Annotated in this window: 14 protein-coding genes; 7 read left to right on the top strand and 7 right to left on the bottom strand. The window is 43.7% G+C overall.

Annotation, left to right across the window (positions count from 1 at the left end; translation table 11 throughout):
• The first annotated feature begins 77 nt into the window (after positions 1 to 77).
• Positions 78 to 829, top strand: a protein-coding gene (locus CXF58_RS07740; RefSeq protein ID WP_228706569.1) for an IS5 family transposase whose coding sequence is annotated in 2 segments (ribosomal slippage) — positions 78 to 321 and positions 321 to 829 — 753 coding nt in all. Because the reading frame shifts where the segments join, the coding sequence is not laid out codon by codon here.
• 69 nt (positions 830 to 898) lie between these two features.
• Here CXF58_RS07740 and queA read toward each other — a convergent pair.
• The 3 genes from queA to maiA all read right to left on the bottom strand — a co-directional run bounded on the left by queA (position 899) and on the right by maiA (position 4,758).
• A complete protein-coding gene (queA, locus tag CXF58_RS07735) occupies positions 899 to 2,161 on the bottom strand; it encodes a tRNA preQ1(34) S-adenosylmethionine ribosyltransferase-isomerase QueA (RefSeq protein ID WP_180952550.1) in 1,263 nt (420 codons plus the stop codon).
• A gap of 174 nt (positions 2,162 to 2,335) precedes the next feature.
• Positions 2,336 to 3,421 carry a DNA polymerase IV gene (dinB, locus tag CXF58_RS07730; RefSeq protein WP_102077104.1) on the bottom strand — a complete coding sequence of 362 codons (1,086 nt, stop codon included), beginning with the start codon at positions 3,419 to 3,421 and terminating at the stop codon, positions 2,336 to 2,338.
• Positions 3,422 to 4,110: 689 nt separating this feature from the next.
• Complete coding sequence (gene maiA, locus CXF58_RS07720; RefSeq protein WP_102077103.1) at positions 4,111 to 4,758, bottom strand: maleylacetoacetate isomerase; 648 nt, start codon at positions 4,756 to 4,758, stop codon at positions 4,111 to 4,113.
• 84 nt (positions 4,759 to 4,842) lie between these two features.
• On the opposite strand from maiA, the gene CXF58_RS07715 reads away from it, so the two are divergent.
• Entirely contained in the window at positions 4,843 to 5,712 is an 870-nt protein-coding gene (locus CXF58_RS07715; protein ID WP_068405595.1) for an IclR family transcriptional regulator, read from the top strand.
• A gap of 67 nt (positions 5,713 to 5,779) precedes the next feature.
• On the opposite strand, the gene CXF58_RS07710 is transcribed toward CXF58_RS07715, so the two are convergent.
• The 4 genes from CXF58_RS07710 to CXF58_RS07695 all read right to left on the bottom strand — a co-directional run bounded on the left by CXF58_RS07710 (position 5,780) and on the right by CXF58_RS07695 (position 10,297).
• Complete coding sequence (locus CXF58_RS07710; RefSeq protein ID WP_068405592.1) at positions 5,780 to 6,355, bottom strand: VOC family protein; 576 nt, start codon at positions 6,353 to 6,355, stop codon at positions 5,780 to 5,782.
• Between the two features lie 134 nt (positions 6,356 to 6,489).
• Positions 6,490 to 7,791, bottom strand: a complete 1,302-nt coding sequence (gene fahA, locus CXF58_RS07705) for a fumarylacetoacetase (RefSeq protein WP_068405589.1) — start codon at positions 7,789 to 7,791, stop codon at positions 6,490 to 6,492.
• 202 nt (positions 7,792 to 7,993) lie between these two features.
• Positions 7,994 to 9,190 (bottom strand): amino acid aminotransferase, encoded by a 1,197-nt coding sequence (locus CXF58_RS07700; protein WP_102077102.1) that lies wholly within the window; start codon positions 9,188 to 9,190, stop codon positions 7,994 to 7,996.
• A gap of 177 nt (positions 9,191 to 9,367) precedes the next feature.
• Positions 9,368 to 10,297: a LysR family transcriptional regulator gene (locus tag CXF58_RS07695; RefSeq protein ID WP_068405582.1), complete on the bottom strand. Its 930-nt coding sequence runs from the start codon at positions 10,295 to 10,297 to the stop codon at positions 9,368 to 9,370.
• 154 nt (positions 10,298 to 10,451) lie between these two features.
• Between CXF58_RS07695 and hppD the strand changes: the two genes are divergently transcribed.
• The 5 genes from hppD to CXF58_RS07670 all read left to right on the top strand — a co-directional run bounded on the left by hppD (position 10,452) and on the right by CXF58_RS07670 (position 15,442).
• A complete protein-coding gene (gene hppD / locus CXF58_RS07690; RefSeq protein ID WP_068405578.1) occupies positions 10,452 to 11,564 on the top strand; it encodes a 4-hydroxyphenylpyruvate dioxygenase in 1,113 nt (370 codons plus the stop codon).
• Between the two features lie 158 nt (positions 11,565 to 11,722).
• Positions 11,723 to 12,661, top strand: a complete 939-nt coding sequence (gene phhA / locus CXF58_RS07685; RefSeq protein WP_102077101.1) for a phenylalanine 4-monooxygenase — start codon at positions 11,723 to 11,725, stop codon at positions 12,659 to 12,661.
• A gap of 120 nt (positions 12,662 to 12,781) precedes the next feature.
• Positions 12,782 to 13,126, top strand: coding sequence for a 4a-hydroxytetrahydrobiopterin dehydratase (locus tag CXF58_RS07680; RefSeq protein ID WP_068405575.1), 345 nt, complete (start codon positions 12,782 to 12,784; stop codon positions 13,124 to 13,126).
• A gap of 93 nt (positions 13,127 to 13,219) precedes the next feature.
• Positions 13,220 to 14,644 carry a Na+/H+ antiporter NhaC gene (gene nhaC, locus CXF58_RS07675; protein ID WP_102077100.1) on the top strand — a complete coding sequence of 475 codons (1,425 nt, stop codon included), beginning with the start codon at positions 13,220 to 13,222 and terminating at the stop codon, positions 14,642 to 14,644.
• Between the two features lie 96 nt (positions 14,645 to 14,740).
• Entirely contained in the window at positions 14,741 to 15,442 is a 702-nt protein-coding gene (locus CXF58_RS07670) for an IS1 family transposase (RefSeq protein ID WP_102077099.1), read from the top strand.
• Positions 15,443 to 15,557 lie beyond the last annotated feature (115 nt).

The following is a 15,557-nucleotide window of genomic DNA, read 5'->3' as shown; positions in this document are numbered from 1 at the left end:
GCATGTCTTCAATTGGATAAGCCATAAATAATAGTTACAATACCGCATCTATTGAGACAATGCGAGAAATACAAGTTATGGCAAGAACAGCACTAACAGATACGCTTTGGGATCAATTGCAATCAACGATGACACAGCATGGCTGCTATCACACTCAAAACAGTCGAGAGGTCATGGAAGCCATACTGTGGAAACTACGCACAGGTGCGCCTTGGCGTGACATACCTGAAGAATTGTGTTCGTGGAAAACAGCTTATAGTCGTTTCAACCGCTGGTCGAAAACTGGCTTATGGGAGAATTTTTTTTTAGCCTTTGAGCAGAAGTTGATACGGAATGGGTATTCACAGACGGAAGCTATGTTCGCTGTCACCAGCATGCAAGTGGAGCTCGGCGTGGTGAAGATCGAGCAATTGGACAAAGCCGTGGCGGAGCAACTACAAAGATACACCTATCCTGTGATGCCGATGGATATCCGCTCCATTTTAAAATCACTGGGGGTGACGTCCACGACAGTCAAGTTGCAGGTGAACTGATTGACATGATTGGACAAGCTGATTACTTTATTGCTGACAAGGGTTATGACTCAGAGACTATCAGAGATAAAGCTCGAAGCCATAATATGATACCTGTCATCCCTAAAAGGAAGAATGCCAAACAGCCTAATCCAGAATTTGATAGCTACTTGTACAAGCTACGTCATCTTGTTGAAAATATGTTTGCAAGGCTCAAGCATTTTCGTAGTATCGCTACTCGCTATGAAAAGTTAGCTCGTAATTTTAAGTCAATGCTTTATCTGGCATGTACTATCGTTCATTGTAAGATGAATTGAAGACACGCCCTAGTTTACCAGTTTATTTCACCGTCGTTATAAACAATATATTTATTGTTTGCTTAATGTTTACGCTTGCGCTCTTATTTTTTTATCAAGTAACATGGCGTCGCCGTAGCTAAAAAATCGATATTGGTTATTAATGGCATGTTGGTAGGCTTGTTCAATCGCGGCTTTACCTGCAAAAGCAGAGACTAACATGAGCAACGTAGACTTTGGCAAATGAAAATTCGTAAGCAGTTTATCTATCACACCAAATCTAAACCCAGGATAAATAAAGATATCAGTATCACCCGCCCAGCTAGAAAGCGCTTGTCCATTGATCGTTGTTTTTTGATAAGCGGTCTCAAGGACGCGGGTCACTGTCGTGCCTATTGCAATCACCTGTTTGCCATTAGCATGGGTTTGGTTGATGAGGTCGGCGGTAACTTGAGGCAGATGAGCGTATTCGCTATGCATGGTATGATTGAGTAAGTTGTCAGTTTTGACTGGCGCAAACGTACCAGCCCCTACATGCAAGGTAACAAAAGCAGTATGAATACCTTTAGCAGCCAGCTTATCTAGGACGAGTTCATCAAAATGTAAGCTGGCCGTCGGTGCAGCAACGCTGGCAAGCTTGGCTGGGTCATGAAAAACCGTCTGATAACGGGTATTGTCGGTCGCATCGGCGTGGCGTTCAAAGTAGGGCGGAATAGGCAGCTCACCATGACGCTCTAAATCTGGCAAAATCGGCGCTTCAAAAGCTAAGATAAATAAGTTCTCTTGACGACCTATGACCACAGCCTGCATATGACCATCTGCAATTTCTAAGCGTTGCCCAAGCTTAGGTGCTTTACTGGCTTTAACATGACAAAGGGCAATATGCTCTTGGTTAATGCTCTTGCCATCTGTCGTTTCTAGCTGTAAGACTGTGCTATTTAAATCTAAAATGTTAACCAAACGCTCAATCAGCACTTCGATCTTACCGCCCGTATCTTTTTGCCCAAACAAGCGCGCTTTCATGACTTTGGTGTCGTTAAAGACAATTAGGTCGCCCGCATTTAGCAGATCGGCTAGCTCAGAGAATTGTTTGTCTATAATCTGGCTGTCGCTATCTTTTTGCTGATTGGTGGCTAAATATAATAATTTTGACGCCGAACGCTGCGCTAAAGGATAACGGGCAATTAAGCTGTCAGGCAGTTCATAATCATAATCATCAACACTTAGATATTCTAAAACTTCAGCATTTTTATCTAGCATCTTATTAGTGTTTTTAACGCTGCTCTTGTCAAGATTTTTTTCAGCAGTATCGGCGCAAGTCGTATCTAAGTTTACAGGTTGAGAATCAGTCATAGTCAGTCTTTCAGTATATAGAGATTTTGACGTAATTGTAGCAGAAATGCAGATATGAAAGAACGTTTTCCTCAGCTGCTACCGTTCATATTAAAGCTGAAAATAAATTAAATAGCCTAAGCAATAGTTATTAAGTCCTTAAAATTTAGCTTTATCTTTGCAAGTAAAGTGCCATTATTCAAACAGATCTAACTGTGGCAAAATTTGAGTAGCAGGCATCAATGAAGAAAACGTCACTCCGACAAGCCTGATAGGCAGTAAGCGCGGAATATCTAAAAACAGCTTATCAAGCCAGTAATGGGCAGATTCGGCGCTATCAAAAGCGGTAGACAAGGTATGTGAGCGCGTAACTTGGGTAAAGTCAGCGTATTTTATTTTAAGGGTAATGGTATAGGCGATGAGCTGTTTTTTGCGTAACTGATTAAAGGCATCGGTATTTTGCTCATAGATTTGTCTGCGTAGCTCATCATCATGACTCAAATTATCCCTAAAAGTCGTCTCAGAGCCAACCGACTTGTGCGTACGCTGCGATTTAACGGGGCGTTCGTCACGGCCATGAGCGATGTCGTGATAAAACTGACCACGCTTGCCAAATTCATTAACCAATAGCGCAGCGGGCGTGCGTCGTAGGTCAGCGCCATTACTGATACCCATCGCATGCAAGCGCCGAGCAGTCGCTTTACCAATACCGTGAAAACGCTCAATGGGCAACGCGCTAATAAAGGCGTCGGCATCCGCTGGCGTGATAACTGCCGTACCATTAGGTTTGTTAATATCAGAGGCAATCTTGGCGAGCATTTTATTAAACGACACGCCTGCAGAGGCATTAAGCCCTGTCTGCGCTAAAATCTGTGCCCGCAGCCAATTCGCCATTAGCGTGGCTGAGCCGTGATGTACGCTCAATCCTGTCACATCAAGATAGGCTTCATCTAATGATAATGGCTCAACTTGCGGCGTTAAACGGTGCATGATACGGCGAATATCTTGACTGACCGCGCGGTAGACATCAAAACGCGGCTGCACAAATATGACATCTGGGCAACGTTTACGCGCCTCATAACACGACATGGCGGAGCGTACACCAAACTGACGCACCTCATAGCTTGCCGCCGCAACCACGCCGCGACCATTTGGATCTCCGCCAACGACTAAGGGCTTGCCGCGCAGTTCAGGAAAGTCGCGTTGTTCCACACTGGCATAAAAAGCATCCATATCGATATGAATAATTTTACGAGGGGTAGGTTGAATAAGAGCGGTCATAACCACTATTTTACCTGATTTTATTATGAGTTTTAGCCTCTATTGCTAATAGAAATTATAAAAGACTGAGCTTAATTTTGGGCTCATTATTTTATCTATCCTTGAATAAGGCGCATCTTGCAAAAAAGTATAAATTTATACCGCTTGTCCTTAAATACCTACCGTCTGTCGGGAATATCGCTTTTTTATGTTACAGTTTTGCTACTAAAGTTATACACTAGAGTTTCTAGAAGAAATCGGAAGTTGTTGACTAATTTAACGACCTACGCTGTATTTTTTTAATAAAATAGAAAGGTGTTAGGGCTAGTATCATTCTTATGGATTGAGTAATGTTAAAGCAAGATAGCCAAGGAGCTTGGTATGAATAATGAGCTAAAAGGGAGCGATTTAACCCGCGCGCTACTTAAACGAGGTTATAAGCGAGTATAGTGTGCGGTCGATGATGAAAGTGATGAGGAGGCGATAAAGGATCAATGTGGTAATGATTTTACCGCCTATATCGTGTCATTTAAAAATGGCTGCTTTTATTGTAGTGGCGGCATGTCATGGCTATGTGCGGTACCTATTAAGATAGTGGCGGTCACGCAAAAAGAGATGAAAATTTGAGCAGTGATATAAATAGAAAGCTATCCCTATTTAATAACCTCTAAATTAAGGGTAGTCCTTTTTTAGAGGTTGTTTCTTTAAGGTTAAGCGTTTGGTGCGTCAGGTTGCCGCATAGGGTCGGCGTCAGCAAAGGCTTTTAGCGTGCGGCAATGGGCGTCAATTTGGACAATACTTGGGTAAGGATTTAAGTCCACTTCAAAGCGCCGCGCCGAAGAAACTTGCGGAATTAAATAACAATCTGCAAAGGTCGGACTGTCACCGTAGCAAAATTTCCCGTGAGTTTTGTCAGCGACTAAGCGTTTTTCTAACGCAGCAAAACCCTCACTTATCCAGCGATTACACCATTTTATGACCTCAGCTTCATCTACCGACAGCTCATTGCGTAGATATTGTAAAACACGGCGGTTATTAAGCGGATGGATATCACAGCCAATCATTGCGCTTAACGCCCGTACTTGCATACGCCCCGCAGCGTCTTTAGGCAATAATGGATTTTTAGGATAAACCTCTTCTAACCATTCTAAGATAGCGGGACTTTGAAATAACAGCAAATCATCGGCTTGTAAAACAGGCACCAATCCTTGTGGATTAAGCGATAAAAATTCGTTTTTTAATTGTTCATCTTGCGCCAAATTAACCGCAATATAGTCATAATCTAAGCCTTTTAGGTTCATCGCGATACGCGTACGATAAGACGTGCTACTGCGAAAATAGCCATAAAGTGTCATCATTATTTATTCCTTTTATTATGTTGTCTTGTTGGGTATATAAATGGGTATAATTATTGATAAAGTAAATAATTAATTGAGCAAAACATGCCCGTATCTGAAAACCTGCCAGACAATCCTACTACCAATAAAAACCAAGGTGGCGTGCAGTCACTTGAGGTTGGATTGTCGGTGTTAGATGTTCTTATCGATCAAAATAAGCCTATGATGTTAAAGGACGTCGCTCAAGCTGTACAGATGCATCCAGCAAAGTGTCATCGCTACTTGGTCAGTCTTATTCGTAAAAATTATGCACGTAAGCTCAGTGATGGGCGTTATGGGCTTGGCGCTCGAGGAAATTCGCTTGGGCATGCGGACTTCAATCAACACAACCTATTAGAGCGCCTGACGCATGTGGCAACAGAGATTAAAGGCACGGTAAACTGTGCGGTTCAAATCGCCAAATGGTTCAGCGAAGGTCCGATTATCATTCAATCGGTTGAGCCTGATAGCCCGATTAGTATCATTACTCGTATCGGTTCACGTATGCCGCTAACGACGTCGGCAACAGGGCAGCTGTTTGCCAGTTATCAGCCAGAAACGATTATTAAGCCATTGGTTATCGCTGAATGGCAGACAAATGATAAAGACATTATCGCAGAGCGATGGCAGAATTTTAACCAGTTGCGCGCCAAAATTCTTACCCAAGGCTATGCCACAGTTACCGGCGATATGTTAATGGGGATTAATGCCATTACCATTCCAGTGCTTGTGCCGCCACTAGAAAGCAATACCTCGACCACTAATCAGCCGCTTAGCAACAATCAACTATCTGCTAATGACAAACCATCTGCTGAAAGCTTGCCATTAGAATATGCCATTACTATCATTGGTACCACCGAGCAGTTACCGATGAGTGAGCAACATAACGTGGTCGAGCAAATACTAGCCATTGCGCGACGCTATCAAATAGCTTAGTCAAAACTTACTATTTAACTTAACTACTGAATAAAATAAGTTTTAACTATTGCATAAATTGACGCTGTTACTCACCAACGGGTGCGACTTCTCTTGCTTCAGCGAGTTCTTCTGCATGTAAAAACTGCGTATGAACGGGCGCACGTTTGGTGCGCGACCATTCATCTAGCATCTCGTGTTTCATCTCTTCCGTAATCATCGAGACTTTTTCTTCTGAGGTACTATCATCGTAGGTAAGTTCCATACGATGGCCATTAGGATCAAAGAAATAGATAGAATGAAAAATACCGTGATTGGTCACGCCGACTACGTCGATGCCATTTTCTTCTAAATGCTTTTTTGCCGCCATTAACGCATCGCGGTCTTTTACCTTCATGGCTAAGTGTTGCACCCAGTTTGGCGTATTGGGGTCAAAACCCATTTCAGGTTGATTGGGCACTTCAAAAAACGCCAAGACATTGCCATTACCGGCATCTAAAAACACATGCATATAAGGGTCAAAGGCTTTGGTCGAGGGGACATGGTCCTCAGCGAATGCTAAGATAAAATCCATATTGAGATATTTTTTATACCATTCAACGGTTTCTTTAGCATCCTTGCAGCGATAGGCCACGTGATGGATTTTTTCAATTTTAAAACTCATATCAAACTCCTTTTGATAAAGCGTCCAACTTAATTGGCTGTCAGCATTTCGCTAAACTAAGTAGTGATAATTGTCTAACAGCCTAAGTAATTTTTTTACGCTTGTCTGATTTGTAATTACTTTATGAAATAGACTTATTTGTCAAAATCAAAGCTAAGCGCCGGCAAGACCTTGCCGCGTACCTCACCAAAGCCAACACGAATGCCGTCTTTTTCGCTATAACCTTTCATAATCACGGTATCGCCATCTTCGATAAAGCTGCGCGTTTCGCCGCCTTTTAAAGTGACGGGTTTGGTGGCATTCCAAGCAATCTCTAACATTGAGCCATAAGAGTCTGGCGTCGGTCCCGAAATCGTCCCTGAACCCATCATATCACCAACTTCTACTTTACAGCCGGTGATGGTGTGGTGGGTGAGCTGCTGCGCCATGGACCAATACATATATTTAAAGTTGGTTTCACAAACAACGGTTGCTTCATCGCTATTCTCAGGCAACAGCTCGACTGATAAATTGATGTCAAAGCTATTGTTACTGTCTTTTTCATTGAGATAAGCCAGTGGTTTTGGTTCTTGCGTTGGGCATGCAGTCTTAAACGGCGCTAACGCATCCATGGTCACAATCCAAGGTGATACTTCAGAGGCAAAGGTCTTGGCATTAAAGGGGCCTAAAGGTACGTATTCCCATTTTTGAATGTCGCGAGCTGACCAATCGTTGAGTAGCACCATGCCAAAAATGTGATCATTAGCCTCATCTACCGCAATCGGTTGGCCGATGTTATTACCTTTACCGACGACAAAGGCGGTTTCAAGCTCAAAATCAAGGCGCTTACAAGGTGAGAAAATAGGACGTTCGTCAGGATTGGGTTTCAGCTGGCCCGATGGGCGTATTACATCCGTACCACTAACGATGACGGTACTGGCGCGGCCATTATAACCGACGGGCATTTCAGTCCAGTTAGCTAGTAGAGCGTTCTTTGGGTCACGGAACATAGTGCCGACGTTGGTCGCGTGTTCTTTAGATGAGTAAAAATCGGTAAAACCTGGTACGTGAACAGGCAGATGCATGGTGACGTCTGCTTGCTTAAACAGCGCTTTTGCCTGCAAGTCTTTGTTGTCGCGCAGTGTGTCACTATCAGCAGACAATAAGGTTTGAATGGTGCTGCGCGCCTTGGTCCAGTTGCCGCGACCAGAATCAATAAAGGCGTTTAGGGTTGGCTGATCAAAATAGGGGCCGCCTGCCAAACTTAATAAACCTTCTGCTTCGAGTATTGATAAGTCTAATACCTGCTCACCAATAGCAACACCTGCGCGACGGTTGTTGTTACCAGTAGCGTCTTTAGCATCACTAAAAATACCATAAGGCAAGTTGTGAATAGAGAAGTCGGAATCGGCGGCAATATCGATAAATGAGGTGAGGTTTTTGTCAATCGTTGACATGGGAAGCTCCTTGCTAAAGCGTGTATTGAATTACGTTATAATTAACTACTTACGTATAATGTAATTTATAGCCAAATAGATTGCAAGGTTTTTTGTACAGTGTTTTTTATACATTTTTTTAGAAAGTGGCAGACATAAAAAAAGGCTGAGTCATGACTCAACCTTTTTAATCACATAGTTTTTCTAAAATTACGCTAGAGAGTTAGTCTTTTAAAACATCAACCATGGCATTGGCAACATAGTCGATATTACTGCTGTTTAAGCCCGCCACACACATACGTGAGTTCGAAACCATGTAGATACCATATTTGCTTTGGAGTTTTTCAACTTGTTCAGGCGTCAGACCGGTAAAGCTAAACATACCGTTTTGCTCAGTTAAATAATCGAAGTCACGGCCGGGGACTTTTTCTTCCAATACTGATTTTAGCTTTAAGCGCATGGCTTTGATACGGTCACGCATGGCATAAACTTCGCCAACCCATTGCTCATGTAGCGCTTCGTCGTTCATGACGATATCGACCACGAGGCCGCCATGTGATGGTGGGCTTGAGTAGATGCGACGCACGGTTGCATTTAGCTGACCAAAGACGCGCTCCGCTTCGTCAGTGCTTGGGCACACGACCGATAGACCGCCGACACGCTCACCGTATAGCGATAAGTTTTTAGAGAATGAGTTACTGACAAATACGGGTAGACCCATCTCGACTGCTTTACGAATCGCGTAAGCGTCGCTGTCCATGTCTTTACCAAAGCCTTGGTAGGCGATGTCCATAAATGGAATCAATTCACGCGCTTTAATGACAGTCAGCGCGGTATCCCACTGTTCACGAGTCAAATCCATACCGGTTGGGTTATGGCAGCAAGGGTGCAGCAAGACAACATCGTTTTTATTCAAAGTTTCAAAAAATGCAATCATTTCATCAAACTTAACACTGCTGGTTGCTTTATCGTAGTACGGATATTTACCGACCTCGACGTCAGAGCCTTCAAAGATAGCAATGTGATTGCCCCACGTTGGGTCGCTGACGTAGCATTTAGATTGTGGGAACCATTCATGGATAAACTCTGCGCCGACTTTTAATGCGCCAGAACCACCGATAGTGGCGATGGTTGCTACCAAACCGTCTTGTAAGATTTGCGCGTCTTTACCAAATAGCAATTCCTGACAACCTTTACGGTGGCCGGGTAAGCCTGCCATTGGCAAGTACGGACGAGGAGAGATAGGATCAGCAATGCGCTGCTCCGCCGTTTTGACACACTCAAGGACAGGCAATTTGCCATCCTCATCATAATAAACGCCAACACCCAAATTGACTTTATCTGGATTGGTGTCAGCGGCAAATTTGTCCATCAATCCTAAAATCGGGTCACCGGCATAATAATCGATACGTTCAAACATTTTTTTTCCTTACAAGGGAGATGAGTTAAGGCGTTAAAAAGCATAAACCAGTTTGGCGATTAACTCAACGTTAGATTCAGCGATACTGATTAATTAACGCGTTTTTTTGTTTATTAGCAAGTTTTTGGACAGATTTTAGCCTTTGCTAAATTGAAGTAATAAGTTCTTGAGTTGCTCTTAAACACGCTGCAAATCATCAAAGTGGCTGGCAAAGTAAGTTTGCAAAAATTGCTTAAAGGCAATGCTGGCGGGCGATAAAGCGCGTGACGAGCGTTGATAAATAAAGAATCGGCGCATTTTAACCGGCTGTGCCAATGGACGCATTTGCAAACCATTGGCGCTTACCCAATCTATCACCTCTGGCATATAAGGCAAGCACAAGGTAATGCCAAAACCTTGGCGGGTCATCTCAAGGGCGGTCGACATAAAGTTGACTTTGTAGCGCGCCTGCTGAATATGGCTGGCAATTTCCTCATCAAGCTCAGCGGTGACTTGCTCGATAAATGGCCCTTGCAAGGTAATAAGCGGCGTGTCTACTAAATCCTGCCAAATGACTTCTGATTTTTGCGCCAGCGCATGGTTATCTGGCATTACCACACAAAACGGCAGCTGATATAACAAATCGGCGCTGATGTCATCGTCAGGCTCCGTAAAACCACGCTCAGTACCGACGCCCAAATCTACCTCGATGTTTTGAATATGTTCTAAAACATTTTCTGCTGAGCAATCAAGTAAAGACACGCTGATATCTGGATATGCTTTAGCAAATTGAGCAATAACGGCTGGCATGGAGGAGGCAGCAAATTGCGACACCGCAAGTCTGACTTGACCTTGCGCCAAACTTGTCAAGCTACTGGCTTCATTTTCAAATAGCTGCATCTCATTTAAAATACGCCGCGCTTGCGGCAATAAATGATGACCAACGACGGATAATGACAGCTGGCGGGTGGTGCGGTCAAATAGCACGATACCAAGGCTGGACTCCAATTCTTTAATCAAACCACTGACGGCAGATTGGGTCAAATGCATCTGCTCGCTGGCGCGGGTAAAACTGCCATTGTCAGCCACACTGATAAAAGCGCTCAATTGGCGAATACTGATATTCATAAGCAAACCTGATAAATAAATCAAAAAATACGATTAGTCTTATAAATCAAGCTAATCTAATATAAATCACTCGTCAATAGGAATGATTGATGAAACTTATTTTTTGCTAACTTTTAGTGATGTATACCACCAATTGAAATTAAGGATGATGACAATGTCAGAGTTAAAGGCAGATTTATTTGATAACCCAATGGGCTTGCAAGGATTTGATTTCGTTGAGTTTGTCTCACCTGAGCCTGAGCTTGTCGAAACGCTATTTCGCAACCTTGGCTTTACTCATATTGCCAATCACCGCTCAAAAGATGTCGCCTTGTTTCGCCAAGGAGATATCAACCTTATTTTAAACCGTGAGCCAAAAAGCCATGGCAGCTATTTCTTAGGTGAGCATGGCGCCGGCGCTTGTAGCATGGGCTTTCGGGTAAAAAATGCGCAGCAAGCGTATGAGCTAGCTATCGAGAATGGCGCTGAGCCAGTAGACGTGCCAACAGGGGTGATGGAGCTGCGCTTGCCAGCGATTAAAGGTATCGGCGGCTCGCTTATTTATCTCATTGACCGCTTTGGCGATGGTAACTCTATTTATGATATCGATTTTGAATACCTACCGGGCGTCGACAAGCATCCAAAAGGCTTTGGCTTTAAGGTTATCGATCATCTGACGCACAATGTCTACCGTGGTCGCATGGCATACTGGGCCGATTTCTACGAGCGTATCTTTAACTTCCGCGAAATCCGTTATTTTGATATCACTGGTGAGTATACGGGTCTGACCAGTAAAGCGATGACCGCGCCTGATGGCAAAATTCGTATTCCATTAAACGAAGAATCAAAGCAGGGCGGTGGGCAAATTGAAGAGTACTTGATGCAATTTAATGGCGAAGGTATCCAGCATATCGCACTATTGAGTGATGATTTGTTGTCTAGCATCGACAAATTAAGAGACATGGGTATTCCGCTGATGACAGCGCCAAATGATACCTATTACCAAATGTTGGATGAGCGCTTACCAAACCACGGCGAGAATGTCGCTGAACTACAAATGCGCGGCATCTTGTTAGACGGTACCACAGAAGGCGGTACGCCACGCTTATTGCTACAGATTTTCTCTGAAACCATCCTTGGTAGCCCCGTATTCTTCGAATTTATCCAGCGTAAAGGCGATTACGAAGAAGGCTTTGGTGAAGGTAACTTTAAAGCCTTGTTTGAATCCATCGAGCGTGACCAAGTTCGTCGCGGCGCGATTGGTCAGCCAGAAACTGAAACGCCATAGTTTTAGCTTAAACGTTTATAAGTATAATAAATGGGTAGGGCAAAAGGAATTTGTCTTGTCCTTAATCAGCAAAGTACCGCTTGCGATGGTAAATCAAAAATACCTGAGAATTACTGACGACAAGCGACTGTACTAACGCTAATAAAAGGAACACAGGCATGGAACGCCTACAAGCTAACAATACTATTCAAAAATCCCACAGTGCCAAGAGTGTGTCTTCAAATGCTCTCGGCGCTGATGATGCTAGCCATAGCGATTTAACGGCTGAGAAGCAACCTTACCTCTCGCATCAGCCAGACAGTCAGGGTCATATTCACTATAGTGACGATGAAAATGCCATGTGGCAGGCGCTGCTTACACGTCAAGCCAAGCAAATACCCAATCGAGCTTGCTCAGCCTATCTAGAAGGCTTAGAAAAGCTAAATCTGCCATCGACGCATATCCCGCAACTCCACGATATCGACGAAATATTGCAGGCCACCACCGGCTGGCAAACCGCTGCCGTTCCTGCGCTTATCAGCTTTGGTAAGTTTTTTAAACTCTTAGCAAATAAACGCTTTCCGGTAGCGACCTTTATCCGCCGCTTTGAAGACATGGACTATATCGAAGAGCCAGATATCTTTCATGAAATCGTTGGCCATTGTCCGCTGCTGACCCATCCTGCTTTTGCCGCTTTTAATGAGACCTATGGCAAGCTGGGTCTTGATGCCAGTAAAGAAGAAAGGTGGTTTTTGGCACGGCTTTATTGGTTTACCATCGAGTTTGGCTTGGTAGGTAGTCACCCTGACAATCGCCGTATCTATGGCGGCGGTATCTTGAGCTCGCCTTCTGAAACGGTTTATGCGCTTAATGGTAGCGATACGTTGCACCAATCCAACCATCAGCAGCAACCTCAAAATCAGCCAGAACACCGCGCATTTGATTTGCTTGCTGTGCTGCGTACGCCTTATCGCATTGACCATATTCAGCCGATTTATTATGTCATTGATGATTTAGATACGCTGTTCGATATCGTCGATAGCGACATCATGGGCAAGGTCAAACAAGCAATGGCACTTGGTTTGTTTGAACCAACTTATGCACCAAAAAACTCTTAATACATTAAAAAATTTAGCATCGTTAAAATAACGATGTGGTAAAAGTGATGCTGTAAAAACAGTATTAACACGGACGTAACGGTATTAAAAAAATAATAGTTAACTTAAAAGGATATTATCATGACGACATTATCACAAGCCAGCTGTGAAGCCTGCCGTATCGGCGCTCCAACCGTCGACGACACAGAAGCACGCGAGCTATTACAACAAATTCCTGATTGGTCGCTCATCGAAGTCGACGGCATTAAGCAATTACAGCGTCAGTATAAATTCAAAAATTTTGTCACAGCGATGGCATTTGCCAATGAGCTTGCCGACATTGCGGAAGCAGAAGGGCATCATCCGGGTATTTTGGTAGAGTGGGGCAAGGTCACCGTCACTTGGTGGTCACATAGCATTAAAGGTCTGCATCGCAATGATTTTATCATGGCAGCCAAGACCGATAGCCTACTGGGTAAGTCATGAGACTGGCAATAATCTTTGCAACTCATTAAACTTGTCCCACCCAAAACCAACCCTAACGCCAGAATATATATGATGGCACCATAAGGATGTGTTATGCCTCCACAAGTACTTACCGAGCTATCTCCCAAGGTAGCTTTTATTATTGCCAGCGTTGTCATCGCGATTATGGGTGTGACCATGATCGGCTTTGGCTGGGTACCGCATCTGTCATTGATGCTTGCAATCGTTGTTTTATTAGGCCTTGGTATGTATAAAGGTCTAAGCTTTGAGAAGATGCAGGGGCAGATGTCATCGGGCGTTGTCAGTGGTATTGGTGCTATTTATTTACTATTTTTTATTGGTTTGCTGGTCGCCGCGCTGATGATGTCAGGTGCTATTCCTACCATTATGTATTATGGTTTTGATCTCATCTCACCGCAGTATTATTATATTTCGGCTTTTGTTTTGACCTCAATTATTGGTGTCGCTCTAGGCAGTAGTTTGACCACAGCCGCGACACTTGGTGTGGCTTTTATTGGTATGAGTAATGCCTTTGATGCCAACGTCGCTATTGCTGCTGGTGCAGTGGTTTCAGGCGCTTTTTTTGCCGATAAAATGTCGCCGTTGTCAGATACTTGTACGCTTGCCTCTTCTGTCGTCGGCATTGATTTGTTCGAGCATATTCGCAATATGATGTATACCACAGTACCGGCGTGGCTCATCACAGCGGGGCTATTTTGGTACTTCTCTAGCCAGACGGGTACGGGTGATTTGGGTCAAGTGACTTTACTGCAATCGCAATTGGTTGATAGCGGCTTAGTCCATGGTTATGCCGTGCTGCCATTTGTCGTGCTAGTGGTATTAGCACTATGCCGAGTCAATGCCATCTATACCATCATTTGCACGATTGCGACCGCTTTAGTGCTTACTTATCTGCACAGCACGCCAAGTATTGGGCAGCTCGGCGGTTATCTATTTGCTGGTTATACGCCCGCCGAAAATTTAGAGCTGGGTGAAGTGGCGGGTATGATCTCACGTGGCGGTATGCAAAGTATGTTCTTTACTCAGACTATTGTGATACTGGCGTTAAGTTTGGGCGGTTTATTACGTGCTTTGGGTATCTTACCAGCGTTATTGTTAGGTATTCGAAATATGCTGACAAGCTCAGGACGTGCTATCTTTGCCGCGGCAATGGCGGCTTTAAGCATCAACGTGCTGATCGGTGAGCAATATTTGAGTATCTTATTATCAGGAACTGCGTTTCGTCCGACCTTTGAGCGTTTGAATTTACACCCCAAAAACCTATCGCGTACCATCGAAGACGCGGGCACGGTTATCAATCCATTAGTACCGTGGAGCGTGTGCGGGGTATTTATCAGCCAAGCGTTAGGTGTTCCGGTACTTGAATATTTGCCTTATGCCTTTTTCTGTTATTTATCGCTGCTGCTTACGATACTGTTTGGATTCACAGGTATCACCATCAGTTGTAAAGATGGCTCTAGCATTCGTAAGCAACCAAAAGTACAAATGGCCAATTAGCGAACATTCATTTTGAAAATAGGTGGTGTATCAGAAAGTATGCTGAGGAAATAAAAGGAGGAGTGACAGCCAGAGCAAGATGATATATTTGAGGTTATGAAGACACAAATAGATATCAGTTGCCCCGACTGTCACAGTAATAGTCTAAAGAAAAATGGCAAAAAAAGCTATGGCAAGCAGAATTATCAATGTAAGGACTGCAAACGTCAGTTTATTGGCGACCATGCCTTAACTTATCATGGCTGTCACTCTAAAATAGAAGACATCATACGGCTAATGACGGTTAGAGGTTGCGGCGTCAGAGACATAGCCCTTATAGCCTCTATTAGTATTGGTAAAGTCCTTAGCACCATAGGCTCATCGGTCTATAAGATTACACCTAAAAAGCGCTATTATGAACGCTTAGAGGTTGATGAGTTCTGGACTTACGTATATCGCAAGAAGCGTAAAGTTTGGCTTATTTATGCTTATGACCGCGCTACTAATGAGATTGTTGCTTATGTCTGGGGCAAACGTGACCTGAAAACAGCTAAGAAGCTAAGAGCTCGTCTCAAGCAGCTGAAAGTCAGCTATGGCTCTATCAGTATGGATAACTGGGACAGTTTTATAACCGCCTTTAAATTTGACCACAAACGAGTTGGCAAATCTCATACGGTAGGCATAGAAGGTAATAACTGTCGCCTTAGACACCGATTGCGACGAGCCGTTCGAAAGACCTGTTGTTTCTCTAAGAAGCTCGATAATCACTTCAAAGTGTTTGATATGGTGTTCTTTTACATCAATTATGGTTACGTCTGATGCCGGCATACTTTTTAGAACACCACCTGAAAATAAACTGAGATAGTATTGGTTGCATAAAAACCACTCTAAGCAACTTAGAGTGGTTTTTTTTGGTTAATTTGAACGCCTAAAC

The organism is Psychrobacter sp. Sarcosine-02u-2 (assembly GCF_002836335.1).
Lineage (GTDB): Bacteria > Pseudomonadota > Gammaproteobacteria > Pseudomonadales > Moraxellaceae > Psychrobacter > Psychrobacter faecalis.
Note: the sequence above shows the minus strand (reverse complement) of the source record. Positions and strands in the feature narration are given on the sequence as shown.

Coding starts and splice junctions, on each gene's coding strand:
- queA (WP_180952550.1), bottom strand. CDS start 2,161: ATGACTGATTCTCAACCTGTAAACTTAGATACGACTTGCGCCGATACT.
- dinB (WP_102077104.1), bottom strand. CDS start 3,421: ATGACCGCTCTTATTCAACCTACCCCTCGTAAAATTATTCATATCGAT.
- maiA (WP_102077103.1), bottom strand. CDS start 4,758: ATGATGACACTTTATGGCTATTTTCGCAGTAGCACGTCTTATCGTACG.
- CXF58_RS07715 (WP_068405595.1), top strand. CDS start 4,843: ATGCCCGTATCTGAAAACCTGCCAGACAATCCTACTACCAATAAAAAC.
- CXF58_RS07710 (WP_068405592.1), bottom strand. CDS start 6,355: ATGAGTTTTAAAATTGAAAAAATCCATCACGTGGCCTATCGCTGCAAG.
- fahA (WP_068405589.1), bottom strand. CDS start 7,791: ATGTCAACGATTGACAAAAACCTCACCTCATTTATCGATATTGCCGCC.
- CXF58_RS07700 (WP_102077102.1), bottom strand. CDS start 9,190: ATGTTTGAACGTATCGATTATTATGCCGGTGACCCGATTTTAGGATTG.
- CXF58_RS07695 (WP_068405582.1), bottom strand. CDS start 10,297: ATGAATATCAGTATTCGCCAATTGAGCGCTTTTATCAGTGTGGCTGAC.
- hppD (WP_068405578.1), top strand. CDS start 10,452: ATGTCAGAGTTAAAGGCAGATTTATTTGATAACCCAATGGGCTTGCAA.
- phhA (WP_102077101.1), top strand. CDS start 11,723: ATGGAACGCCTACAAGCTAACAATACTATTCAAAAATCCCACAGTGCC.
- CXF58_RS07680 (WP_068405575.1), top strand. CDS start 12,782: ATGACGACATTATCACAAGCCAGCTGTGAAGCCTGCCGTATCGGCGCT.
- nhaC (WP_102077100.1), top strand. CDS start 13,220: ATGCCTCCACAAGTACTTACCGAGCTATCTCCCAAGGTAGCTTTTATT.
- CXF58_RS07670 (WP_102077099.1), top strand. CDS start 14,741: ATGAAGACACAAATAGATATCAGTTGCCCCGACTGTCACAGTAATAGT.